The organism is Nocardia wallacei (assembly GCF_029868745.1).
GTDB lineage: Bacteria > Actinomycetota > Actinomycetes > Mycobacteriales > Mycobacteriaceae > Nocardia > Nocardia wallacei_B.
In genome coordinates, this window is sequence record NZ_JARWOP010000311.1 from 1 (window position 1) to 24,955 (window position 24,955).

The 24,955-nt window shown below is 69.7% G+C and carries 10 protein-coding genes and 1 pseudogene; 8 read left to right on the forward strand and 3 right to left on the reverse strand.

The window, feature by feature from the left end:
- The 3 genes from QH470_RS28925 to QH470_RS28935 all read left to right on the forward strand — a co-directional run.
- Positions 1-13,621, forward strand: a 13,621-nt coding sequence (locus QH470_RS28925; protein WP_280275527.1) for a non-ribosomal peptide synthetase, incomplete at its 5' end; no start/stop codon positions are given.
- 226 nt (positions 13,622-13,847) lie between these two features.
- On the forward strand, positions 13,848-14,846 hold the full coding sequence (locus QH470_RS28930) for an alpha/beta hydrolase (RefSeq protein ID WP_280275528.1): 999 nt from the start codon (positions 13,848-13,850) through the stop codon (positions 14,844-14,846).
- A 106-nt stretch (positions 14,847-14,952) separates the two neighbouring features.
- The gene (locus tag QH470_RS28935; RefSeq protein WP_280275529.1) at positions 14,953-16,197 is read left to right on the forward strand and encodes an Nramp family divalent metal transporter; all 1,245 of its coding nucleotides are present in this window, start codon (positions 14,953-14,955) and stop codon (positions 16,195-16,197) included.
- Here the strand turns inward: QH470_RS28935 and QH470_RS28940 are convergent.
- Positions 16,194-17,057, reverse strand: coding sequence for a polysaccharide deacetylase family protein (locus QH470_RS28940; protein ID WP_280275530.1), 864 nt, complete (start codon positions 17,055-17,057; stop codon positions 16,194-16,196). The genes QH470_RS28935 and QH470_RS28940 overlap by 4 nt on opposite strands.
- Before the next feature lie 65 nt (positions 17,058-17,122).
- Between QH470_RS28940 and QH470_RS28945 the strand changes: the two are divergent.
- Positions 17,123-17,308, forward strand: a pseudogene (locus tag QH470_RS28945) (MerR family transcriptional regulator); the annotation flags it as partial.
- A 189-nt stretch (positions 17,309-17,497) separates the two neighbouring features.
- Here the strand turns inward: QH470_RS28945 and QH470_RS28950 are convergent.
- Positions 17,498-19,015 (reverse strand): aldehyde dehydrogenase family protein, encoded by a 1,518-nt coding sequence (locus QH470_RS28950; protein ID WP_280275531.1) that lies wholly within the window; start codon positions 19,013-19,015, stop codon positions 17,498-17,500.
- A 700-nt stretch (positions 19,016-19,715) separates the two neighbouring features.
- Here QH470_RS28950 and QH470_RS28955 point away from each other — a divergent pair.
- From QH470_RS28955 to QH470_RS28965, 3 genes are read left to right on the forward strand one after another with little or no spacing between them, the layout of a single operon-like run.
- Positions 19,716-20,780 carry an ATP-binding cassette domain-containing protein gene (locus QH470_RS28955; RefSeq protein ID WP_280275532.1) on the forward strand — a complete coding sequence of 355 codons (1,065 nt, stop codon included), beginning with the start codon at positions 19,716-19,718 and terminating at the stop codon, positions 20,778-20,780.
- A gap of 41 nt (positions 20,781-20,821) precedes the next feature.
- Complete coding sequence (locus tag QH470_RS28960) at positions 20,822-21,589, forward strand: ABC transporter permease (protein WP_280275535.1); 768 nt, start codon at positions 20,822-20,824, stop codon at positions 21,587-21,589.
- Between the two features lie 59 nt (positions 21,590-21,648).
- A complete protein-coding gene (locus QH470_RS28965; RefSeq protein ID WP_400182900.1) occupies positions 21,649-22,491 on the forward strand; it encodes an ABC transporter permease in 843 nt (280 codons plus the stop codon).
- A 12-nt stretch (positions 22,492-22,503) separates the two neighbouring features.
- Here the strand turns inward: QH470_RS28965 and QH470_RS28970 are convergent, their stop codons facing one another.
- Positions 22,504-23,766 carry a TetR/AcrR family transcriptional regulator gene (locus QH470_RS28970; RefSeq protein WP_280275533.1) on the reverse strand — a complete coding sequence of 421 codons (1,263 nt, stop codon included), beginning with the start codon at positions 23,764-23,766 and terminating at the stop codon, positions 22,504-22,506.
- Between the two features lie 131 nt (positions 23,767-23,897).
- Here QH470_RS28970 and QH470_RS28975 point away from each other — a divergent pair, with 131 nt between their 5' ends.
- Positions 23,898-24,680 carry an enoyl-CoA hydratase gene (locus QH470_RS28975; protein WP_280275534.1) on the forward strand — a complete coding sequence of 261 codons (783 nt, stop codon included), beginning with the start codon at positions 23,898-23,900 and terminating at the stop codon, positions 24,678-24,680.
- Positions 24,681-24,955: the final 275 nt, after the last annotated feature.

Sequence of the window (24,955 nt, forward strand, 5' to 3'; positions counted from 1 at the left end):
TGTGATCTATACGTCGGGTTCGACGGGCAAGCCGAAGGGTGTGGTTGTCACTCAGGCTGGTTTGTCGAGTTTTTGTGATGAGCAGCGTGAGCGTTATCGGGTCGGTAATGATTCGCGGACTTTGCATTTCGCGTCGCCGTCGTTTGATGCGTCGGTGTTGGAGTTGTTGTTGGCGGTGGGTGGTGCGGCGACGATGGTGGTGGCCGCGCCGTCGGTATACGGCGGTGACGAGCTCGCCGCGCTGCTGCGCCGCGAAGAGGTGACGCACGCCTTCGTCACACCGGCAGCGCTGGCGTCACTCGACCCGACGGGCCTCGACGATCTGCGAGTGATCATCTCCGGTGGCGAGGCGTGTCCGCCGGAACTGGTGCGGCGCTGGGCCGTTCCGATCGGCGACGGCACGCGCGAGTTCTACAACGGGTACGGGCCGACCGAGACCACGATCATGACGAACATCAGTTCGCCACTGTCCCCGGGCGACCCGGTCACCATCGGCGCGCCCATCCGCGCCGTCACCGAATACGTCCTGGACGAGCGGCTGACGCCGGTGCCCGACGGCGTGGCCGGTGAGTTGTACATCGCCGGAGCGCAATTGGCGCGGGGCTACCACGATCGGCCGGGCCTGACCGCGGCACGTTTCGTCGCGAATCCCTTCGACGGCAACGGTTCCCGGCTCTACCGCACCGGCGACCTGGTGTCCCGCACCTTGTCCGGCGAATTGGAGTATCTGGGCCGCAACGATTTTCAGGTGAAGATCCGGGGGTTCCGGATCGAGCTGGGGGAGATCGACGCGGTGCTGTCCGCGCACGACGCCGTCGACTTCGCGGTCACGGTCGGTCACCGGCTCGACAGCGGCGCAACCATTCTCGTGTCCTACGTGCACGCCGCCCCGGGCGCGGATATCGACGTCGACGAGCTGACCGCCACCGCCCGCCGCACCCTGCCCGCGCACATGGTGCCCACCTCGGTGGTGGTGCTGGACGAGATCCCGCTGACGCCCGTCGGCAAGCTCGATCGTGCCGCGCTGCCCGCCCCGGTCCTGCAGACCCGCGCGTGCCGGGCGCCCTCCGGGCCGCTCGAGGAGCTGGTGGCGGGCGTGTTCGCCGAACTGCTCGGCCACGGCGAACCCATCGGCGCCGACGACGACTTCTTCGACCTGGGCGGCAACTCGCTGATCGCGACCCAGGTCGCCGCCCGGCTGGGCGCGCAGATTTCCGCGCGGATCCCGGCGCGGGTGCTGTTCGAGGCGTCCACGGTCGCCGCCCTGGCCCGCCGCCTGGAGCCGATCAAGGGTGCGGGCGGGCGCCCGGCGCTGGCGCCGCGGCCGCGACCGGACAATATCCCGCTGTCGCTGGCGCAGCAGCGGATGTGGTTCCTCAACCAATTCGATCCGATATCACCCGCCAACAACATCCCGTTCGCCATCCGGCTCACCGGCAGGCTGAACGCCGACGCGCTGCAGGCCGCGATCGTCGACCTGATCGAGCGGCACGAGACGCTACGCACCGTGTACCCGGCCGTCGACGGCACTGGCTACCAGGTGATCCTGCCCGTCGAGCAGGCAGTCCCCGACCTGTCCCCGAAACCGATCGCCGAACACGAGATCGAGGGCTGGGTGGCCGGATTGGCGCTCACCGGCTTCGACGTGGCGGCCGACGTGCCGCTGCGGATCGGGGTCGCGGAGCTGGGCGCCGACGACCACGTCATCGTGGTCGTGGTGCACCACATCGCCGCCGACGGCGTGTCCATCGCGCCGTTCATGCGAGACCTGTTGGTGGCCTACCTCGCTCGGCGCAACCGCGCGCAGCCCGCGTGGCAGCCGCTGCCGGTGCAGTACGCCGACTACGCGCTGTGGCAGCGCGAGGTGCTGGGCGACGAGGCCGATCCCGATTCGATTGCCGCGGACCAGATCCAGTACTGGCGGTCCGCCCTGACCGGCCTTCCGGATCGCCTGGACCTCCCCGCGGACCGGCCGCGCCCGGCCGTGGCCTCCGGGCTCGGCGCCGAGTACGCCTTCACGGTGGACGCGCGGCTGCACGGCCGTCTCGACGAAGTGGCGCACCGGTCCGGTGTGTCGTTGTTCATGGTGGTGCACGCGGCGTTGGCGGTGTTGCTGGCGCGGTTGTCGGGGACCGAGGACATTGTTGTCGGTACGCCGGTGGCGGGTCGTGGTGAGCGTGAGCTCGATGATTTGATCGGCATGTTCGTCAATACTTTGGCGTTGCGGACCCGGGTGGATTCGTCGGTGTCTTTCACCGAGTTCCTGGCGGCGGTGAAAGAGACGGATCTGGGTGCGTTTTCGCATGCGGAGTTGCCGTTCGAGCGTTTGGTCGAGGTGTTGGATCCGGTGCGTTCGCAGGCGCATCATCCGTTGTTCCAGGTGGCGTTGTTCTTCCAGAACATGGACAAGCCGCGGCTCGAGCTGCCGGGCATGACGGCCGCCGCCATCGCTTTCGACGGCGCGATCGCCAAGTTCGATCTGCAACTCACCGTGGTGCCGCGGCGGGATCAGGGCCTGGCTCGCGGGCTCTCCGCGATGTTCACCTACGCCACCGACCTGTTCGACGAGGCGACGATCGCCGGTTTCGCCGACCGCCTGCTGGGCGTGTTCGACGCCGTCACCGCCGCACCGGCCCGGCCGGTCGGCGACATCGACCTGCTGCGGCCCGACGAGCGGGTGCGAATCCTGCACGACTGGAACGACACTCGCTATCCCGTCGAGCCGGAGCTGCTGCTGGACGGCTACCGGCGCATGGTCGCGCAGTACCCGAGCATGACGGCCGTCACCTACGAGGGCGAGTCGCTGACCTACGCCGAGTTCGACGCGCGCGTGAATCAGCTGGCGCGGCTGCTGATCTCGCGCGACGTCGGCCCGGAAGCCTTGGTGGGTCTGGCGATCCGGCGGTCGCTGGACCTGGTGATCGGGATGTACGCCATCGTCACCGCGGGCGGCGCGTACGTGCCGCTGGATCCCGACCACCCACCCGAGCGAATCGACCACATCCTGGACACCGCGCGACCGGTGTGTGTGGTCACGACCGTGCGCGATGCCGTCGCGGTCCCCGTGGACATCCCGGTGCTGCGCCTGGACACCATGGACCTCGGCGGCTTCGACCCCACCCCGGTGCGGCCCGGTGAGCTGCTCCGCCCGCTGCGGCCCGACCACCCCGCCTACGTGATCTTCACCTCCGGTTCGACCGGCCGTCCCAAGGGCGTCGCGGTCTCGCACGCGGCGATCCACAATCAGATCACCTGGATGCTGGCCGCCTATCCGCTGGGCTCCGGGGACGTGTATCTGCAGAAGACCGCCACCACGTTCGACGTCTCGCTGTGGGGCTACTTCATGCCGCTGCGGTCCGGTTCGCGGCTGGTCGTCGCCACCCACGACGGCCACCGCGACCCCGAGTACATCGCGGAAACCATTGCGGCCGAGGGCGTCACGGTCACCGACTTCGTGCCGTCGATGCTGACCGTCTTCGCCGCGCACACCACCGCCGGCGCGTGCCCGACGCTGGCCGACATCTTCGTGATCGGTGAGGCGCTGCCGCCGGAGACGGTGGAGGCGGTGCAGCGGGTGTGCGGCGCGCGGGTGCACAACCTGTACGGCCCGACCGAGGCCGCGGTGTCGGTGACGTACTGGCCGGCGCGGACCGAGGACCGGCCCAGCGTCCCGATCGGGTTGCCGCAGTGGAACACCCAGGTCTACGTGCTGGACGGGCGGCTGCGCCCGGTGCCGGCGGGCGTCCCCGGCGAGTTGTATCTGGCCGGCGAGCAACTGGCCCGCGGCTATGTGCGGCGGCCCGATCTGACCGCGGACCGGTTCGTCGCCAACCCCTTCGGGGGCGGGGGTAACGGTGCGACCGCGGGCGACCGGATGTACCGCACCGGTGACCTGGTGGTATGGCGCGATGCCGAGGGCGAACTGCCGGCGCGGCTGGAATACCTGGGGCGCACCGACTTCCAGGTGAAGTTCCGCGGTCAGCGCATCGAACTGGGCGAGATCGAGGCGGCGCTGCTGGCACAGCCGACGGTCAGTCAGGCGGTCGCGCTGGTGATGCCGTCGGCCCTGGGCGACCAGCTGGTGGCCTACGCCGTGCCGACGCCCGGCTACGAGATCGACCAGGCGCGGCTGCGCTCGATACTGTCGAAAACGCTTCCGGTGTACATGGTTCCGGCCGTGATCGTCGCGCTGGACGCGTTCCCGCTCAACCCCAGCGGCAAGCTGGACCGCCGGGCGCTGCCCGAGCCGACCTACAGCAGCCGCGAATTCCGCGCCCCCGCAACGCCGATCGAGCAGATCACGGCCGAGATCTACGGCACGGTACTCGGGCTGGAGCGGGTCGGCGCGGACGACGACTTCTTCGCGCTCGGCGGCAACTCCCTGGTTGCCACCCAGGTGGTGGCGCGGCTGGGGGCGGCGGTCGGCGGCCGGATACCGGTGCGGGCGCTGTTCGAGACCCCCACCGTCGCGGCCTTGGCCGCGGCCGTCGAATCGCAGGCGCACGAACGTCGCGGCGTCGAGATCGGCAGTCTCGAACGGCCCGAACGGTTGCCGTTGTCGCTGGCGCAACAGCGGATGTGGTTCCTGAACCGGTTCGACCAGGACGGCGACACGGCGGGCTCGGCGGCCTACAACCTGCCGTTCGCGCTGCGGCTGAGCGGCGCGCTCGACGCGACCGCGCTGTCCGCGGCACTCGACGACGTGGTCGCCCGGCACGAGGTGTTGCGCACCGTCTACCCGGAGGCCCCCGACGGTCCGGCACAGGTGGTGCTGGCGGCGGACACGCGGCTGGGTGTGACGGTGGAGCGGGCCGCCTCCGAAACGCTGGCAGGCGAGATCCGGCAGTTGGCGGCGACGCCGTTCGACGTGACGGCCGAGGTGCCGATCCGGGTACGGCTGTTCGAGATCATCGATGCCCCATCGGGTTCCGGACCCGAGTACGTGCTGGCCGTGGTCGTGCACCATATCGCGGCCGACGGTTCGTCCATGGCCCCGCTGGTGCGGGACGTGATGATCGCGTACGCCGCGCGGGCCGCCGGTGCGGCGCCGGACTGGACGCCGCTGCGGGTGCAGTACGTGGATTACGCGCTGTGGCAGCGTGCGGTGCTCGGTGCCGAGTCCGACCCGGGTTCCCTTGCGGCGCGGCAGATCGCGTTCTGGCGACGGGAGTTGTCCGGTTTGCCGGACCTGCTGGAGTTGCCGGCGGATCGGCCGCGTCCGGCGGTGGCGTCGTTGCGTGGCGGCCGGGTGGAGTTCCGGGTGGACGCCGAAATGCACGCCGCTCTGGGCGCGTTGGCGCGTGCGCACGGTGCGACGTTGTTCATGGTGGTGCATACGGCGCTGGCGGTGTTGCTGGCGCGGTTGTCGGGCACCGACGACATTGCGGTGGGTACGCCGGTCGCCGGTCGTGGCGAGGCCGAACTGGACGATTTGATCGGGATGTTCGTGAACACGGTGGTGTTCCGGACCCGACTGGATCGCGGCGAGTCGTTCGCGGAACTGCTTGCGCGGCAGCGGGAAACGGATCTGCGGGCTTTCGCGCATGCCGATATTCCGTTCGAGCGGTTGGTGGAGGTGTTGAATCCGCCGCGGTCGACGGCGCATCATCCGTTGTTCCAGGTGGGTTTGTCGTTCCAGAACCTGGCGCGCACGGCGTTGGAGTTGCCGGGTCTGAGTGTCGCGGGCGTCGACGCGGATCTCGAAGTATCGCAGTTCGATCTGCATCTGATCGTCGGTGACGTGTACGACGAGCAGGGGAGCCCGGCCGGTATCGGTGGCTACTTCACCTATGCCACCGACCTTTTCGACGCCGCCACCGTCGAGAACTTCGCGGACCGCCTGTCCCGCATTCTGGCCGCCGTCGTCGCCGACGACACGATCGCCGTGGGCGACCTCGAGATCCTCACTCCGGCGGAACTCGCCCACGCCGTCGTCGACCGCAATGCCACCGCGCACGCCCTGGACACCGCCGCGACGCTGGTGACCCTGCTGGACCGCTCCGTCGCGTCGGCGCCCGAGGCGGTCGCGCTGGTCGCGGACCTGCCGGACGCCGAGACCGGCCGCGCGGAACTGAGCTACACCGAACTCGACGCGCGGGTGAATCGCCTTGCCCGGCACCTGATCTCGCTGGGCGTGGGCCCCGAATCACGAGTGGCGCTGCTGCTGCCGCGCTCCATCGACCTCGTCGTCGCCATGTACGCGGTCGCCAAGGCCGGTGGCGCCTACGTCCCGATCGACCCCGACCAGCCCGCCGAGCGCGTCGACTACATCCTGGGCACCGCCGATCCGGTGTGCGTACTGACGACCGCGGCGACCGAACGGGTGATGGCGGCACAAACCCGCCGGGACACCGCGATGACGTCCACCGGTCCGCGCCCGGTGGCCTCGGCCGGAAACGGCGCGATGCTCGATTGGCGCGGGCGTTCCGAATCCATGCCCGCTCTGGGCAAGGCATCGGCGGACGCGATCACCGCCCTACCCCGCGACGACGCGAAGTCACCGGCTCGGGGTCCGTCCACGGGGCCGCGAATCGTGGTCCTCGACGCTCTGGACCCGACCGCGCACTCCGACGCCGCCGTCACCGACGCGGAACGCGTTGCGCCGCTGCGTGCATCGAACACGGCCTACGTGATCTTCACCTCCGGCTCGACGGGCCGCCCGAAGGGCGTGGCCGTGCCGCACGCGGCCGTCGTCAACCAGTTGACCTGGAAGACAGCCACTTTCGGGCTGGGCGCCGACGACGCGGTGCTGTTGAAGACGGCCGCGACGTTCGATCTGTCGGTGTGGGAGTTCTGGTCGGCCGCGGCGTCGGGCGGCCGCCTGGTCATCGCGATGCCCGACGCCCACCGCGACCCCGCCTACCTGAACGAACTGCTGGCCCGCGAGGCCGTCACCACGCTGCACGTGGTGCCATCGATGCTCGACGCGCTGCTCACCGACGCCACCAGCCGCGCCGGGGCCCGGGCCATGGCCGGACTGCGGCGGGTGCTGGCGATCGGCGAGGCCCTGCCGGGCGCGCTGGCGCAGCGGTTCCTGTCGCTCTACCGGCATGTCGAGCTGTACAACGCCTACGGCCCGACCGAGGCGGCGGTGTCGGTCACGAACCACCGGGTGACGGCGGCCGACGAGGTCTCGGTGCCGATCGGTGTGCCGGAATGGAACACCAGGGTGTACGTGCTGGACGCGCGGCTGCATCCGGTGCCGGACGGGGCGGCGGGCGAGTTGTACCTGGCCGGTGCGCAATTGGCGCACGGCTACTTCGGCCGCCCGGAGCTGACCGCGGATCGGTTCGTGGCCGACCCGTTCGAGCCGGGCGCGCGGATGTACCGCACCGGCGACCTGGTGGCGTGGAATACCGCGGGGGAGCTGGAATACCGGGGGCGCACGGACTTCCAGGTGAAGGTCCGCGGCTTCCGCATCGAACTCGCCGAGATCGAGGCCGCGCTGCTGGCCCTGCCGGAGGTCGCGCAGGCGGCCGTGCTGGCCCGCAACGACGGACGCACCGGCGACCGCCTGGTGGCCTACCTGGTGCCGACGGGCGAGGCGCTCGACACGACCGCGGTGGGGTCGGCGCTGAGCGGCGCGCTGCCGAACTACATGATTCCCTCGGCGTTCGTCACGCTGGATACGTTGCCGCTCACCGTGAACGGCAAGCTCGATCGCAAGGCGCTGCCCGCGCCCGTGGTGGAGGCCAAGGCGTACCGGGCCCCGCGCACACCCGCCGAAGAGGTGGTGGCGGATGTGGTCGCGGAGGTCATCGGCCTGGACCGCGTCGGCCTGGACGACGACTTCTTCGCCCTCGGCGGCGACAGCATCATGTCCATCCAGGTGGTGTCGCGCGCCCGCGCGCGGGGCGTGCACTTCTCGCCGCGCGACATCTTCGGATCCCGCACCGTCGAGGCGCTGGCGCGCGTCGCCACCGTGCCCGCCGAGGCCGACGAACAGATCCGCACCGGACCGGTGCCGCTGCTCCCGAACGCGGCCCGGCTGCTGCGCCTCGACCGCACCGGACGCGATTGCCGCGCGATCTCCCTGGCGGTCCCCGAGGACTGCGGTCCCGACCGGGTACACGCGGCGGTACAGGCCCTGCTGGACCGGCATCCGATGCTCTCGGCGCGTCTCGAAATGGACGAGGGCACAACCGTTCCCGATGTCCCGGACGTGAACGGCGCCGGCGCGAGCCCGTTCGGCCCGCCGGTGGGCGTCCGGATCCCGGCGATCATCGCGGACGCGGAGGCCGCCACCGAACTCGGTCCGTTCGGCGCGCACGCGGCGGGCGGGCCCGATGCCTGGGCCGAACACGTCACCGAATTCCTGCCCGTCGTACCGCCCGGCCAGGGTGACTTCGAGTCCGGCGCGGCCTTCGACGCCCCCACCAGCCTGCTGCCCACCGCGACCGCCGAGGCCGTGACCGAGTTCCTGCCCGTCGTCCGGTCGGCGGTCACCACCGACACCGGCGCGCGGTTCGTCCGGCGCGACGAACTACCGGAGCCGACCTCGGAAATCGTTGCGAGCCTGATTCTTCCCGACACCGTTCCGGAGGTCCCGCTGCGGCGGTTCGCGCCCGCGGCGAACGTGGCCGAGGTCGCCTTGCGCGCGCTGGCCGCCGACCTGGACCCCGCCGCCGGACGCAATATCTGCTTCGGCCTGATCGCGTCGAGCGAACCCGGCGCGGAGCCGGACGGCACCACGGAGGTCCCGCCCGCTCTCGTGATCGTCGCGAACGGCCTGGTCGTCGACGACGCCTCCTGGCGGACCATCATCGACGAGCTGTCCACCGCCTGGTCCGGCGGGCACCCCACGAAGTCCGGGGTCGAAACCGGCCCGGCCGATGTGGCGCACACCCTGGCCGCGCTGGCCACCGACCCGGCGACGGTCGGCGAAATCGACTGGTGGCGAACGGCTCTGGCCGAGGCGCCCGCGGACATCCCGATCGGCGAGCTGGACCTGACGGTTCGCGGCCGGGTCTCGCTGGTGGTCACCGCCGAGGGCGCGGCCGCGGTGACCGCGGTGGCCGCCGCCTACCACGCCACCATCGAAGAGGTGCTGCTCGCGGCCCTCGCGCTGGCGTTGGAGTCGGGGCCGCGCGGGCCGGCGGCCGAGGTGGTCGGCTCGGTCGTGCGACTGTTCGCCGACGGCCGTACCGTGGCCGGGCCCGGAGCGGCCGGTGCGGTCGGCGGTTACACCGCGGCCTACCCGTTCGTGCTCGGCCTGGACGCCGTCGACGTGGACGACGCCCTGCTCGGCGGACCGGCGGCGGGCCGGGTGATCGCCCAGGTCAAGGAGCGCCGTCGCGCCGTTCCCGCCGCCGGAGTCGGCTACGGTCTGCTGCGCTACCTGAACAGCGACACCGCCGCGGATCTGGCCGCGCTCCCGCACGGGCGCACCGCATTCCGCTACCGCGATCTGCGGCCCGCGAACGCCTCGCCGGACACCGCGCCCGCGGACCTGTTCCTCGACATCACCATCGACGCCACCGCCGACAGCCTGCTGGCCCGATTCGATTACGCCGCCGCGGTATTGGACGCCGAGCAGGTGAAAGAGCTTGCCGGGCAGTGGGTCCGGGCCCTGGGCGGGCTGGCCGAGCACGGTACGCACGCGGACGCCGGTGGGTTCACCCCGTCGGACTTCCCGCTGGTGCGCCCGGCGCAGTCCGATATCGACCGGCTGGTCCGGGACTATCCGAACCTGTCCGACATCTGGCCGATGACGCCGCTGCAGTCGGGCATGCTCTTCCACGCCCTGCTGGCCGACGCCTCGGTCGACCTGTACACCACGCAGTTCACCGTCGATCTCGGCGGCAGCGTGGACGTGCCGCGGCTGCGCGAGGCGGCCCAGGCCGTGCTGGATCGGCACGCCAACCTCCGGGTCGCCTTCGCCGCCGACGCCGCCGGTAGTCCGGTGCAGGTGGTCCTCGGCAATGTCGAGCTACCTTGGCGCACCATCGATCTCAGTGATCTTCCGGCGCACGAGGTGGAGGCGGAGCTGGCCCGGCGCACCGCCGCCGACTACGCCGACCGGTTCGACATGCGCACCGCGCCGCTGCTGCGCTTCACCCTCATCCATACCGGCCGCACCGCGGGCAACTCGTATCGGCTGCTCGTGACCAGCCACCACATCCTGCTCGACGGCTGGTCCACGCCGCTGCTCATGCGCGACCTACTGATGCTGTACGCGCTCGGCCCGGACGCCCGGCACCTGCCGGAGGTCCGCCCCTATCGCGACTACCTGGCCTGGCTGGTCGATCAGGATCGCGACGCCGCCCGCGCCGCGTGGCGCCGGGCGCTCGCTGGCGTCACCGAGCCGACGCCCCTGGCCCCCGTCGATCCGGGCCGCGAGATCGCCTCCGGCGCAGGCGAAACGGGCTTCGACCTGTCGGTGTCCGACACCGCCGAGCTGACCCGGCTGGCCGCGCGACTGGGTGTCACCGTCAACACCGTGGTGCAGGCGGCGTGGGGACTGCTGGTCGGGCGCAGTGTGGACCGCGACGACGTGGTCTTCGGCGCGACGGTCTCCGGCCGCCCGCCGGCGCTGCCCGGTGTCGAGACCATGGTGGGCCTGTTCGTCAACGCGATCCCGGTGCGGGTGCGGCTGGCGGCCACCGACACGCTGAGCGGCCTGCTGCGGCAGTTGCAGTCCGAGCAGGCGGAGTTGCTCGACTACCACTACTTGGGCCTGAGCGATATCCAGGCCGCCGCCGGGGTCGACGGGCTGTTCGATTCGCTGGTCGTGTTCGAGTCGTATCCGATCGACCGCGACGGCCTGGACCGGGCCGGGGCGGTGGACGGCGTGCACGTCACCGGCATCGGTTCGGTCAACGGCACCCACTATCCGGTGACGGTCATGGTGTCGCTGGACGATCAGCTGCGGGTGTCGCTGCAGTACCTGCGGGACGTGTTCGACGAGGCGACGGCCACCGCACTGGCGCAACGGCTCTCGGCCCTGCTCGGCCGTTTCGTGATGACTCCGCAGGCCCGGATCGCCGAGGTGGACGTGCTGCTGGCGGGCGAGCGCGACGAGCTCGCGGCCCGCAACGCCACGGCGGCGCCCGAGCTGCTGGACGACGCGACGCTGATCTCCCTGTTCGACGCGCAGGTGGCCCGCACCCCGCAGGCTCCGGCACTGTACTTCGGCGACAGCATGCTGAGCTATCGCGAACTCGACGTCCGGTCCCGGGCGCTGGCGGGGGAGCTGGCCGGTCGCGGTGTCGGGCCGGAAGCGCTGGTGGCCGTGGCCATGCGGCGCTCGATCGACCTGGTCGTCGCGATCTACGCGGTGCTGCGGGCGGGTGCGGGTTACGTCCCCGTGGACCCCGATCATCCGGCCGAGCGCAACGAGTTCGTCCTCGGTGACGCGCGGCCGGTGTGCGTGCTGACCACCGGCGGCGACTTCGAAACCCGTACCGGGACACCGGTCGTCGTGGTGGACGAGCTGCCGCTCGACGGTCGAGGCCAGGAGTTCCCGGCCGCCCGCCCGGACGGCGTCGCCTATGTCATCTACACCTCCGGCTCGACCGGGCGGCCCAAGGGCGTGACGATCACCCACCGCCAGATGGCCAACCAGTTCCGCTGGGCGCAGCGGGAATACCCGCACGGCACCGGTGACGTGGTGTTGCACAAGACGCCGATCACCTTCGACATCTCCACCTGGGAACTGTTCTGGCCGTTGCACACCGGAGCCGCGGTCGTCGTCGCCGAACCCGACGGCCACCGCGATCCGGCGTACCTGTCGAGGCTGATCGAGGACAGGTCGGTCAGCACCGTGCACTTCGTGCCGTCGATGCTGGACGCCTTCCTCGACACGGACGCGAATCCGGCGGTGGTGCAGGGATATTCGTCGCTGCGCTGGATCTTCGCCGCGGGCGAGGCGCTGTCCGGCGAGACGGCCGCGGCCTGCGCCGACCTGCTGGAGCGGACCGAACTGGTGAACTGGTACGGCCCGGCCGAGGCCACCGTGGTCACCGCGGCGTCCGCGACCACCGCCACGGGCGCGAGCGTGCCGATCGGCGCCCCCGTGGCCAATACCAGGGTGCATGTGCTCGACCGACACCTGCGCCCGGTACCGCCGGGCGCACCGGGCGAGCTGTACGTGGCCGGAATCCAGCTGGCCCGCGGCTATCTCGGCGCGCCCGCCCGCACGGCCGAACGCTTCGTCGCCCACGACGGCGGCGAGCGCCTCTACCGCACCGGCGACATCGTCCGCTGGCGGGGCGGCGCGCTGGAATACTTGGGCCGCAGCGACTTCCAGGTCAAACTGCGCGGCCAGCGGATCGAACTCGGTGAGATCGAGGCCGTGCTGACGAGCCACGACGCGGTGCGGCACGCGGTGGTCTCGCTGGTGCGCGGCGGATCCGGCGACCGGCTGGTGGCTCATGTCGTGCCCGCTCCCGGCGCCACCATCGAGGACGGGACGCTGCTGGCGCACGCGCGAGAAGCGTTGCCCGGCTACATGGTTCCCGCCGCCCTGGTGGTGCTGGACGAACTGCCGCTGAACGCCAGCGGCAAGCTGGACCGCCGGGCACTCCCGATGCCGCAGCTCTCCGGCCGCCCCTACCGCGCGCCGTCGACGCCGCTGGAAGAGGCGGTCGCCGAGGTGTTCGGCGCGGTGCTGGGCGCCGAGCGGGTCGGCGCGGACGACGACTTCTTCGAACTCGGCGGCAATTCGCTGGTCGCCACCCGCGCGGTCAGCCGCCTGCGCGCGCTGACCGGCACCGAGGTGCGGGTGCAGTGGTTCTTCACCGGATCCACGGTCGCGGCACTGGCCCAGCGTCTCGAGGATGCCCAGGACCTCGACTACGACTTCGACCTGGCGTCGGAGGCCGCGCTCGAGGTGGTGCTGCCGATCCGTGCCCACGGTACGGGCGCACCGCTGTTCTGCATTCATCCGATGTACGGATTGTCCTGGTGCTACGCCGGACTCGCGCGGTTCGCGGGGGACCGGCCGATCGTGGGCCTGCAATCGCCGGTGCTCTCGGAGGACGACCGGCTGCCGGAATCGGTGCGCGACATGGCCGTTCGCTACGTCGAGGAGATCCGGCGGGTGCAGCCGGAGGGGCCGTACCACCTGCTCGGCTGGTCGCTGGGCGGGGTGCTGGCGCACGAGATCGCCACCCTGCTGCAAGACGGCGGCGGCCGGGTGGAGGTGCTGGTGATGCTCGACAGCCGCCTCGATATCGACCTCGGCGATTTCCGCACCGCCGTGCGTGAGGTGCTGGCCGAGATCGGTATCGGCGCGGAAGCGCTGGTCGGCGACGGCGACATCTACGACCTCAGCGAACCGGCGCTGGCCACCCTGCACGCCACCCTCCCGCCCGACCTGGCGCTGCTCACCCCCGAGCGGCTGCGCCGCATCTACCGCAGCGCCGTGCGGTCGGCGGAGATGATCGTGGAGCATGAGCCCGGGGTGTACCGGGGGCGGCTCGACTACTTCTCCGCGCGCGACCGGACGACCGGGGCGGACAACTGGCGCGACTACATCGACGGCGAAATCGTCGATCGTCCGGTCGACGCCGTGCACGAGGAGATGGTGGCGCCGGAGGCGATGGCGCAGATCGGCCCGCAGCTGAGAAAACGCCTCGCTACCGGGGCCGACGGCGTGGCTCGGAACGCCGATCGGGCATGATGAGGCGGTCACCGCGTAACGATGTCCTCTGGTCGGACGACTAGAAAGGCCGTAGGGTCGGGCGCGGCGTCGCCCGATTCGTGGGTGTCGGCACGGGGCGCCGACGGGAATCGCTGGACCGAAAACCGATGAGATAGCGAAGGTGTGAGCATTGATTCGTCGACACTTCCGGCGTAGTGGCCTGCGGGCAGCCGCCGCGATTGCGGCCACAGGAGTACTCGCCGGCGTGGTAGCCGGAATCGGCGCACCCACCGCCTCGGCGGACGACCCGATCATCGCCTCGAAGACCCTGCTGGGCGATCCGAAGTCCCCGGACGGGTCCTACATCTCCAAGGCGACCTACAAGGACGACCGCAACATCCGGTTGTACGTGTACTCGGCCGCGATGGACAAGACCTTCCCCGTCGACGTGCAGCGCCCGGCCGACGCGTCCGCGCCGCGTCCCACGCTGTACCTGCTCAACGGCGCCGGCGGCGGCGAGGACGCGGCCTCCTGGCAGCAGAAGACCGACATCGTCAACGGGTTCCTCGGCGACAAGAACGTCAACGTGGTGCAGCCCATCGGCGGCAAGTGGAGCTACTACACCGACTGGATCAAGGACGACCCGACGCTGGGCCGCAACAAGTGGACGACGTTCTTCACCGAGGAACTGCCGCCGCTGATCGACGGCGCGCTGGGCACCAACGGCGTCAATGCCGTTGCGGGCCTGTCCACTTCGGGCACCACCGTGCTGAACCTGCCGATCCACGCCCCGGGCCTGTACAAGGCCGCCGCCGCCTACTCCGGCTGCGCGCAGACCAGCGACCCGGCCGGGCGGGAGTTCGTCAAGCTCACCGTCAACACCTGGGGCGGCGGTGACGTCACCAACATGTACGGCCCCGACGACTCCCCGGTCTGGGCGGAGAACGATCCGTACGTGCACGCCGAGCAACTGCGCGGCCTGGACATGTACATCTCCACCGGCAACGGCCTGCCCGGCGTGTACGACACCCTCAACGGCCCGTACGCGCTGCCCGGCGCCTACGGTCTGGGCAACCAGATCCTGATCGGCGGCGTCATCGAGGCGGGCACCAACTACTGCACGAGCAACCTGAAGACCAAGCTGGACGGCCTGGGCATCCCCGCGACCTACAACTTCCGGGACTCGGGCACGCACTCCTGGGGCTACTGGCGTGATGACTTCATGAACTCCTGGCCGGTGCTGGCCCGGGGTCTGGGTCTCTGACACCCCACCAGGGCAGATGTACCGCCCCGGCCGCGCTCGCGGTCGGGGCGGTCACATTTCCGGGGTACGGTCAACAAAAAAGTTCGGATACCCATAAAATAAATTCATGAGTACCGTTGTCTCGCCGCGCACGTCGTTCCGCCGGGCGAGATCGGCGTCGATCCTGCTCGGCCCGGCCTTCGTGGCCGCGATCGCCTATGTCGATCCCGGCAATGTCGCCTCGAACATCAGCGCGGGCGCGCAGTTCGGCTATCTGCTGGTGTGGGTGATCGTGATGGCCAACGCGATGGCCGCGCTGGTGCAGTACCTGTCGGCGAAGCTGGGACTGGTCACCGGCCGCACACTGCCGCAGGTGGTGCGGGACCGGGCGAGCCGGCCGATCCGGCTGGCGTACTGGGCGCAGGCCGAACTGGTCGCGATGGCCACGGATCTGGCCGAGGTGGTCGGCGGCGCGATCGCGCTCAACCTGCTGTTCGATCTGCCCCTGCTGCTCGGCGGCGTGATCACCGGCGTGGTGTCGATGGGACTGCTGATGGTGCAGAACCGGCGCGGGCAGAAGCCTTTCGAACGGGTCATCATCGGTCTGCTCGCGATCATCGCGATCGGTTTCATGGCCAGCGTGGTGATCTCTCCGCCGTCGGCGCCGAGCGCGCTGGGTGGGCTGCTGCCGCGCTTCGACGGCGCCGAGAGCGTGCTGCTGGCCGCGGCGATGATCGGCGCGACCGTGATGCCGCACGCCATCTACCTGCATTCCGCGCTGTCGCGGGACCGGCACGGACAGCCCGAGGCGGGTCCGGCGCGGGTGCGGCTGCTGCGCATCACCCGCGTCGATGTCGGCCTCGCGATGGTGATCGCCGGTGCGGTGAACCTGTCGATGCTGCTGATGGCCGCCACTACGCTGAACGGCCGTGACGACGTCGACTCGCTCGAGTCCGCGCACGCCGCGGTGAGCGACGCGCTCGGCCCGTGGGCGGCGCTGCTGCTGGCGGTCGGGCTGCTGGCGTCCGGGCTGGCCTCCACCTCGGTCGGCGCGTACGCCGGCGCGATGATCATGGAGGGCCTGCTGAGCCGCCGCATCCCGCTGCTGCTGCGCCGCCTGGTCACCCTGGTTCCGGCGCTCATCATTCTCGCGGTGGGCATCGATCCCACCCGCGCGCTGATCATTTCGCAGGTGGTGCTGTCGTTCGGCATTCCGCTGGCGCTGATTCCGTTGGTGCGCTTCACCAGCGACCGCGTCCTGATGGGCGCCGACGCCAACCATCGCTGGACCACCGCGGCGGCCTGGCTGATCGCCGCCGTGATCTCCGCGCTGAACCTGCTGCTGATCTACCTCACCGTCACCGGCGACTAATTGTTCGTCGCGTAGTGCTCGGCGATGTCGTCGCTGGTGGTGACCCACACGCCCGGGTGGTTGACGACGTAGTCGAGGGCCTCGTCCAGGTAGCGGTGGCGGAACGCCTGACCGGTGACGAAGGGGTGCAGCGCCAACCCGAATACGCGGCCGCTGTCGGCCGAGTCCGCGTACAGCTGGTCCACCTGGTCCTTCACCATCCGCACGAAGTCCGGTCCGGTGAGGCCCTTGGTGACGAAGATGCCGATGTCGTTGAGTTCCACCGAATACGGAACACTCAGGAGGCCGGGCACATTCAGCCGATAGGGCTGGTCGTCGTTGGTCCAGTCGAGTACGTAGCGCAGGCCCAGTTCCGCCAGCAGTTGCGGAGTGTGGAAGGTCTCGGTCAGACCCGGGCCCATCCAGCCGCGCGGCCGGTAGCCGGTGGACTTCTCGATGGCGGTGACGATCTCGCGCAGCGCGACCCGCTCGTCCTCCAGCGACAGGTCCGTGTGCAGGTGGCTGTTGCTGCTGCCGTGCGCGAGCCACACCCAGTCGCGGGCCTTGCCGGCCTCGATGATCTGCGGATAGCGCTCGCCCACATCGGAATTCAGCAGCGCGCTGGCGCGGATACCGTGCTTGTCGAGCAGTTCCAGCTGTCGCCAGAACCCGATGCGCGGGCCGTAGTCGCGCCAGCCGTAGTTGAGGGCGTCCGGCGTCAGCGAGGTGGTGCCCTCGTAGGTGGCCGTGCCCGGCAGATCGACGTAGAAGTGCTCGATATTGAGGCCGACGTAGAACGCGACCCGCTTGCCGCCGGGCCACTGGATCGGCTCGCGTTCGGTGATGGGGCTGTAGTCGAAAAGGGTGATGTCCTTGCTCATGGCGCTATGCTCGAACCCTCACATAGATGTGAGGGTCAAGCGAGAGTTGTTGTGAGGTAGGGCATATGCGGATCGGCGAGCTGGCGGAGCGCACGGAGACCTCCCCGCGCCTGCTGCGCTACTACGAGGACCAAGGGCTGCTGCGGGTGGGCCGCGCCGCCAACGGCTACCGGGATTATGACGAGCGCCTGGTCGAACAGGTCCTGCACATCCGCGGCCTGCTGGAGGCGGGCCTGCCGACCCGGCTCATCAAGCAGATCCTGCCCTGCCTCGACGACCCGAGCGATATCCATTTCGCCGACGCCGATGCCGAGATCCTGGAGACCCTCGAGCAGCAGCGCGACCGGCTGACCCACCGCATCGAGCTGCTCACCCGCAACCGCGACGCCATGACGGCCTACATCGACTCCCTGCGCAGCTGCGCGCGCCGACCGGGCGAGCTACCGCCCGTGCCGGATCCGGAAGACGGCCTTGGCCCAGCGCAGGTGGCGGGGGTGGCGGTCGAAGGTGGTCAGGTTGACGGGGGCGCGGTAGCGCTTCTGCGCGATGGCCAGGGTGCGGCTGAACTCCCGTAGCCCGGCCTCGCCGTGCGCGTGCCCCTGGCCGTATTCGCCGACGCCGCCGAACGGCATGGACGGGATGCCCGCGGAGGCCATCGACGAATTGACCGTCACCACACCGGTTCTGATGCGGTCGGCCAGTTCCGGCACCGCGCGCACGTCCCGGGTGAACACCGCCACCGCCAGGCCCTGTCCGGCGGCGTTGATGCGCTCGACCGCCTCGTCCATGGTCGCGACCCGGTTCACGATCAGCACCGGCCCGACCGCCTCGCCGGTGATCGCCGAACTGTCCTCGGGCACGTCGGCCAGCACGATCGGCTCGATGTAGGGCTCCCGGATCGAATCGAGCCCGCCGACCACGGCCCGTCCGCCCCGGGCGATGGCGTCCTTGACCTGTCGGCGCACGATGTCGACCTGCGATTCCAGGATCATCGGGCCGTACGAGGCGCGGCGATCGCCCCCCGGCCGCAGCTTGCGCGCCTGCGCCATCACCTTGTCGAGGAAGGGTTCGTACACCGACTCGGCGACGTAGGCGCGCTGGATGCCGGTGGGGCTCTGCCCCGCGTTGGACATGGCGCCGAAGACGGCGGCCTCGGCGGCGTCGTCGAGTTTGGCGTCGACCTGCACGACCATGGCGCCCTTGCCGCAGTGCTCCACCACCACCGGTGTCATGGACTGCGCGCACAGCGAGATCACTTCGCGCGCACCGCTCTCCGAACCGGCGTAGGCGACCTTGTCGAGCCGGGCGCGGCACAGCGCCGCCCCCGTGCTGCTGTCGCCGGTGACCACCTGGAGCACCGGCTGATTCGGCGCCAGCCGGCTCCAGCTCTCGGCCAGCCAGACGCCGACGCCGGAGGTGAGTTCGCTGGGCTTGAACACCACGGCGTTGCCCGCGGCCATGGCGTAGGCGATCGATCCCATCGGGCTGAAGACCGGATTGTTCCAGGAGCCGAGCACCCCCACCACGCCCAGCGGCAGGTACCCGACCGAGGCGCGCTGGTTGCGGGTGAGCCAGGTGGAGCCGAGCCGGCGGCGGCCCAGTGCGCGTTCGGCATTGCGGGCCGCCCAGTCCAGGTTCTCCACCGCGAGCATGACCTCGATGGCCGCCTCGACCTCCGGCTTACCGGTCTCGGCGCACACGATGTCGACCAGTTCCCCGGCATTGCGCGCGATGGCGCGCTTCCAGTCCAGCAGCCAGCGCCGCCGACCCACGAATCCGAGTGCCGCCCACCATTTCTCGGTCGCCCGCGCGGCCCGGACGGTGCGCGTCACCTCGCCGGTGCCCATCATCGCGAAATCGCCCACGGCCTCGCCCGTGCGAGGGTCGAAGGACGTGAGCACTTTCGGGCGGACCGTCCCTCCCGTGTGCGCTGCCGTGCGGCGCGCCGACTCGGCCATTGGTCACCCTCTCGCTGGCGAATGCTCCGGCAACCGGTCCTCCCCGACCGGATCGCGATTGCCGCAGACAGGTGAGTGTCTTCAATTCCCCTGTCCGCCAGACTATGGGCGCGCCCGGTCACCGACAAGAATCGGTCACCCGGCCAGACCACCCGGTCTGTCTTCGGACCAGCACCGATCCGTGAGCAGCCCGCAATAGGGGTTGAAATGTGAGTAACGCCACAAGTATTCGTGCCCACGTTCGGGTACCGCCCGTTCGCCCCCGAACCGCAAGCCCCGCAATTACATTGCCGCAGAACACCTATCCCGCGACCACCCCCAACCCCACAAGACCACACTCACGAACCACAAGGCCACACTCACGCCCCAACCGCGGGCCACTCGCGAACCCCCCGCAAAGAAAGGCCCCCTCCACACAACCAGAACGGTTTGCGGCCCCACGCAACCACCACGGTTTGTGACCCCCACGCAACCACAACGGTTTGTGGCGCGGTTCGGTTTTCGAAGGCCGCTGCGCAAGCGACGAAGGAGCAAGCAGCGGCCTTCGAAAATCGAACCACAGGGCGCCACAAACCCGCCGCGGCGAAGCCACGGCAATTAAACACAGTAACATCGCGGCAGGTGGATGGGATCACCTACCGAGGCGTGCAAACGGCGTTCCGGACACACCGGTCGCTGCCCGGTCGATAGTGGAGAGTTGATGCCGAGCTTGGACAATGCGGAACCGCAACCCCCCGAGAAGCCGGAGACGGCCGGGCCGGTCGCGGACACTGCCGACCGCGTCGTGGCCGATGCGGTCCCGGTGGTTTCGGAGCCGGCCGTGGTGGTGTCGGAGGTCCGCAAGTCCTTCGGTGACGTGCACGCGCTGCGGGGTGTCAGTTTCACCGCCGAGCGCGCCAGCGTGCTCGGCATCCTCGGCCCGAACGGCGCGGGCAAGACCACCGCGGTGAAGATCCTGTCCACGCTGCTGCGTCCCGACTCGGGGACTGCCATGGTGGCGGGTCACGACGTTCTGCGCGATCCGGCGGGGGTCCGGCGCTCGATCATGATGACCGGGCAGTACGCGGCGCTGGACGAAAATCTGTCCGGCCGCGAGAACCTGGAGTTGTTCGGCCGCTTGATGGGCCTGGCCAAGAAGGCTGCCCGGCAGCGCGCCGACACCCTGCTCGAGGAGTTCGACCTGGTCGGGGCGGGTAAGCGTGCGGTGCGGCACTATTCGGGCGGCATGCGGCGGCGCGTCGACATCGCGTGCGGGCTGGTGGTTCGGCCGGAGGTGGTGTTCCTCGATGAGCCGACCACGGGCCTGGACCCGCGCAGCCGACAGGGCGTCTGGGATCTGGTGAACGCGCTGAAACGGCAGGGCATCACGGTGCTGCTCACCACGCAGTACCTCGAGGAAGCCGATGTGCTCAGCGACAACATCATCGTCATCGATAAGGGCGCGGTGATCGCCGAGGGCACGGCCGACGCGCTGAAGGAGAAGACCGGCGGCAGCTACTGCGAGGTGGTCCCGCTGGACCCGAAGCAACTGCGCACCGCCGCCGACGCGCTGGGTGAACTGCTCCCCGAGGCCGTGCGCACGGACCTGCTCGCCGACGGCGCCGACCGCGTATCCATACCGGCCCCCGACGGCGCGGCGACCCTCGCCGAGGCGGTGCGCCGGTTGGACGCGGCCGGGGTGGAGCTGGCCGATATCGCGCTGCGCCGGCCCTCGCTCGACGATGTGTTCCTCTCCATCACCGGGCATTCGGGCGGGAATCAGTGAGTGCTCCGACCGCGACCGCCGAGACCCGGCTGTTCGCCGATATGCCGCCCGCGCGGCCGTCGAGCTTTGCGCAGTGGCGGGCGCTGACCGGACGGCTCGTGCGGACCATGGTGACCAAGGGCGAGTTGATCGTCGCCGTGATCACGCCCCTGGTGTTCACCGTCGGCTTCTATCTGCCGCTGCGTTTCGTGATGAAGGTCGGCGGCATCGATTACGCGCAGTTCGTGATGCCGATCATCGTGTTGCAGACCATGGCGTTCACGATGATGTCGAATGCGCAGATCGCCGCGATGGAGGCGCTGACCGGCCTCAACAGCCGCATGCAGACCATGCCGATCGGGGGTCTGGTGCCGCTGGTGTCGCGCCTGTCGGCCGGGTTGGTCCGGTCGGTGACGTCGCTGGCCGCCGCGGTCCTGTTCGGGTATGTGATCGGGTTCCGGTTCGTGGCCGGGCTCGGGCAGGCGGTGCTGTTCCTGGTCTTCTCGCTGGCGGTGGGCACGGTGCTGGCGATCGGCGCCGACGGGCTGGGCAGTCTGACCAAGAGCCCCGAGTCGCTGAGTCAGGCGTTGACGCTGCCGACCTTGATCTTCGGCATGCTGTCGTGTGGTTTCGTGCCCGAGGTGGGCTTCCCGGCGTGGATCCGGCCGTTCGTCCGGAACCAGCCGATCTCGCAGTTCTCCTTCGCCATGCGCGATATGGCCGAGAACGGGGTGAGCTGGCAGGTGCTGTGGGTGCCGCTGGTGTGGTTGGCGGCGCTGGCGATCGCGTTCGTGCCGCTGGCGGTCTGGGCGAATACGAGGCGGGCGTGAGCAGGGCGGGAACGGCGGAGTCGACGGTGACGCAGGATATCGGTGAGGAGCGTGCGGACATCGCTGCGAAGGATGTCGAGTCGTTCGGCGGACAATCGCCGCTGCCGGTGGTGCCGCCGCAGTCGGAGCGCGCGCTGTCGACGTGGGTGCGGCACAGCCTGATTCAATGCCGGCGGCTGCTGCTGGTGTGGTCGCGTGATCCGGCGACCACCGTGCAGGCGTTGATCTACCCGGTGCTGACGTTGCTGATGTTCAAGGTCGTGCTGGGCTACATGATCGAGAACGCCACCGGCATGCCCAGCTATTACGGCACGGTGCCGATGATCACGCTGGTGGCCGCGATGTCGGGTGCGGTGGTGAGCGCGCTGGGTTTCCGGACGGAGAAGATCACCGGCCTGCTGAGCCGGTTCTGGACCATGCCGATTCACCGGGCGGCCGGGCTCACCGGACGACTGCTGGCCGAGGCCATCCGGGTACTGATCTCCACGCTGCTCGTGGTGGCGGTGGGGGTGTGCATCGGCTTCCGGTTCTGGAACGGGCCGCTGGCCTCGCTGGCGATGATTGCCATTCCGGTGCTGTTCGGCGTCGCGTTCGCGGTCATGGTGACGGCGTTGGCCACGGTGTCCGAAGGGGTGCTGCTGGTGAACATCATCGCGATCGTCAACACGCTGCTGATGTTCTTCAACTCCGGCTTCGTCCCGACCTACGCCTATCCGCCGTGGCTGCAGAAGACGGTGCAGAACCAGCCGATGAGCACCGCCGTCGACGCCATGCGCGGGCTGGCCTGGGACGGGCCCATCGCCGCGCCCCTGCTCAAGACCATTGCGTGGACCGTCGGCATGATCGTGGTCTTCGCCTACCCCGCCGTCCGGGGTTACCGCCGCGCCGCCGAAACCGCCTGAGTTCGGGCGAGCTCAGCCCGCGATCTCGGGCGAATCCTCGCCCAGCAGAGCGGCGTTCATCAGCGCCTGCATGCGGGCGAGGCTCTCCGGGCGGCTGTCGAAGTGCATGCGACGGCCCACGTCGACGACCTGTGCGATGGCCGCGTGCACGCGGAAGCGCGCCTCGGCCGGGTCGCCGTCGAGCAGGTGCGCCCACTCCAGCACGTTCTGGCGCTGGATGGAACGCAGCTTCTGCTGTTCTGCCGCGGGCAGATTGGAGAACTCGGCGAAATAGACCGGCAGGATCTCCGGCATCGCGAAGGTGAGCCGCGCGAAGCGGGCCGCGATGCGCAGTGCGGCGTCGGCGCGGCTGGTCGCCTCGGCCAGCGCCTCGGAGTTGGCGATCGCGACCCGCTCGCCGGTGCGGTGGAAGGCCGCGGCCAGCAGGTCGGACTTGCTGGAGAAGTAGCGGTAGACGCTGGAGGCGTTGATGCCGACGGCCGCGCCGATCTCCTCGATGCTGGCCTCGTGATATCCCTGTCGGCCGAAGATGCGGATCGCCTCGGTGAGCAGTTGCTCGCGCTTGCTGCTCAGCGGCAGCCCGCGCACGGCCGAATCCGGTGTGGCCGGGCCGGGCGGCGGCGGGAGTTCGGTGTGCAGGATCGCGCGGCAGATGTCCTGAAGCAGATCGGTGAGTCGGCTGGTGGCCAGCGCGGTGCGATGGGCCGTGACGCTGCCGATCGCCCCGAGCATCCCCGTCGCGAGGATCTGGATGTCCAACGGTGACGCGTCCGGGCGCAGCGGTGCGATCGCGTTCTCCACGGTTTCGTGCAGGCCGGTGTAGATCACCCGGATACGCGCGCGGTCCTCCGGGCCCAGGTACCGGCGCTCCCACCGGTAGAGCCCGCCCTCACGCCGCACGTCGATGGTGTGCTCGGCCAGCGCCCGGATCAGTGCGGTGAGTCGCGATTCCGGATCCAGCCGGGGGTCGTCGGCGCCTCGCGCGGTGTCCAGCAACTGCTGGGCTCCGGCCTCGGCGGCCGCGACCAGCAGCGCGTACTTGTTGGTGAAGTGGCGGTACAGCGCGGGACCGGAGATGCCGACCTCGGCCGCGATCTCGTCCACGCCGACCGGGTGGTAACCGCGCTCGCTGAAGGCACGCGCCGCAACCCGCACGATCTGCGCTTTTCGGTTCTTCGGCCGCCGCTGCACCGGCGTCCGCCGCTCGCCGCGTCCGTTCGGCGAGCTGTCCGGTCGCGCGGAAGCGAGTCCGGCCTCGCTGCGATCCGCGACCATACACCTCTCCTTCTGCCGTGCCGCCCTTGTTGACAGCGCCGGACAAGTCAACCTAAGTTAACCACAATTCGCAAAGTTAACCACCATTCTCGTGTCGTCGCCGACACCGGCGGCCTTCCTGGGGAGTTGCCATGAGCACCACCGACCACGCCGGATTCACAGCCGTCCACGACGGACCGGTGCTGCGTGTCACCATCACCAACCCCAAGCGCAAGAACGCTATCGGCTACGACACGATGGTCGAACTGGGCAACGTTTTCGCAGCAGTCGACGCCTCGGTGCGAGTCATCGTGCTCACCGGCGAAGGCGCCGACTTCTGCACCGGCGCAGACCTGTCCGCCACCGCCTCCGAAGCGCAACGCGGCATCACTCCCGAAATGACCATGGACGCCGCCAACCGCCTGGTGCGAGCGATCGTAGGCGCCCCCGTACCAGTGGTAGCCCGAATACGAGGCGCCGCAGCCGGTATCGGCGTGGCCCTCGCACTGGCCGCCGACCTCACCTACGCAAGCAACGATTCCTACCTGCTACTGGCCTTCATCAACATCGGCCTGATGCCCGACGGCGGAGCCGCAGCCATGGTCGCCGCAGCCGCCGGCCGTTCCGTAGCCACCGAAATGGCACTACTCGGAGAGCGCCTCCCCGCCCCCCAAGCGAAGACCCACAGCCTCCTCACCCGAGTCCTCCCCCCCGAGGAACTGGACACCGAAGTAGAGGCAACAGTAGCCAAACTATCCACCGGCCCACGCCGAGCCTTGGAGCTGACCAAACAAGCACTCACCCAAGCCACCTTGAACACGCTGGATGAAGCCCTCTCAGCCGAAAAAACCGGCCAGATCGAACTACTACAGTCACCAAACTTCCAGGAAGGCGCCACAGCCATGCTGCAAAAACGAAAGCCCGCCTTCACCTGAGAGCAGTAAGCCGAACCCTCCCCACCCTCAGCCGCCCCACCCCCGTACACGAAATCCCACACCCACCCAGCACGCGCGATGCCGCACCTATCCACCCCCACACCACGCGCAACGCCGCACCTATCCACCCCCACACCACCCGCAACGCCGCACCTATCCACCCCACGCAACCCCCACCCCCAAAAAACAACCCAGTATCACCCCCACCCCCTAAATTTTAGGCGCCGGGCAGGGGTTTTTTGGGGGGGGGGGAGAAGACCCCCGGCCCCCCCCCC

Excerpts from the sequence above, each read along its gene's own strand:
- QH470_RS28950 (WP_280275531.1), bottom strand. The coding sequence starts at position 19,015 with ATGGCCGAGTCGGCGCGCCGCACGGCAGCGCACACGGGAGGGACGGTC.
- QH470_RS28970 (WP_280275533.1), bottom strand. The coding sequence starts at position 23,766 with ATGGTCGCGGATCGCAGCGAGGCCGGACTCGCTTCCGCGCGACCGGAC.
- QH470_RS28940 (WP_280275530.1), bottom strand. The coding sequence starts at position 17,057 with ATGAGCAAGGACATCACCCTTTTCGACTACAGCCCCATCACCGAACGC.
- QH470_RS28960 (WP_280275535.1), top strand. The coding sequence starts at position 20,822 with ATGCCGCCCGCGCGGCCGTCGAGCTTTGCGCAGTGGCGGGCGCTGACC.
- QH470_RS28935 (WP_280275529.1), top strand. The coding sequence starts at position 14,953 with ATGAGTACCGTTGTCTCGCCGCGCACGTCGTTCCGCCGGGCGAGATCG.
- QH470_RS28955 (WP_280275532.1), top strand. The coding sequence starts at position 19,716 with ATGCCGAGCTTGGACAATGCGGAACCGCAACCCCCCGAGAAGCCGGAG.
- QH470_RS28975 (WP_280275534.1), top strand. The coding sequence starts at position 23,898 with ATGAGCACCACCGACCACGCCGGATTCACAGCCGTCCACGACGGACCG.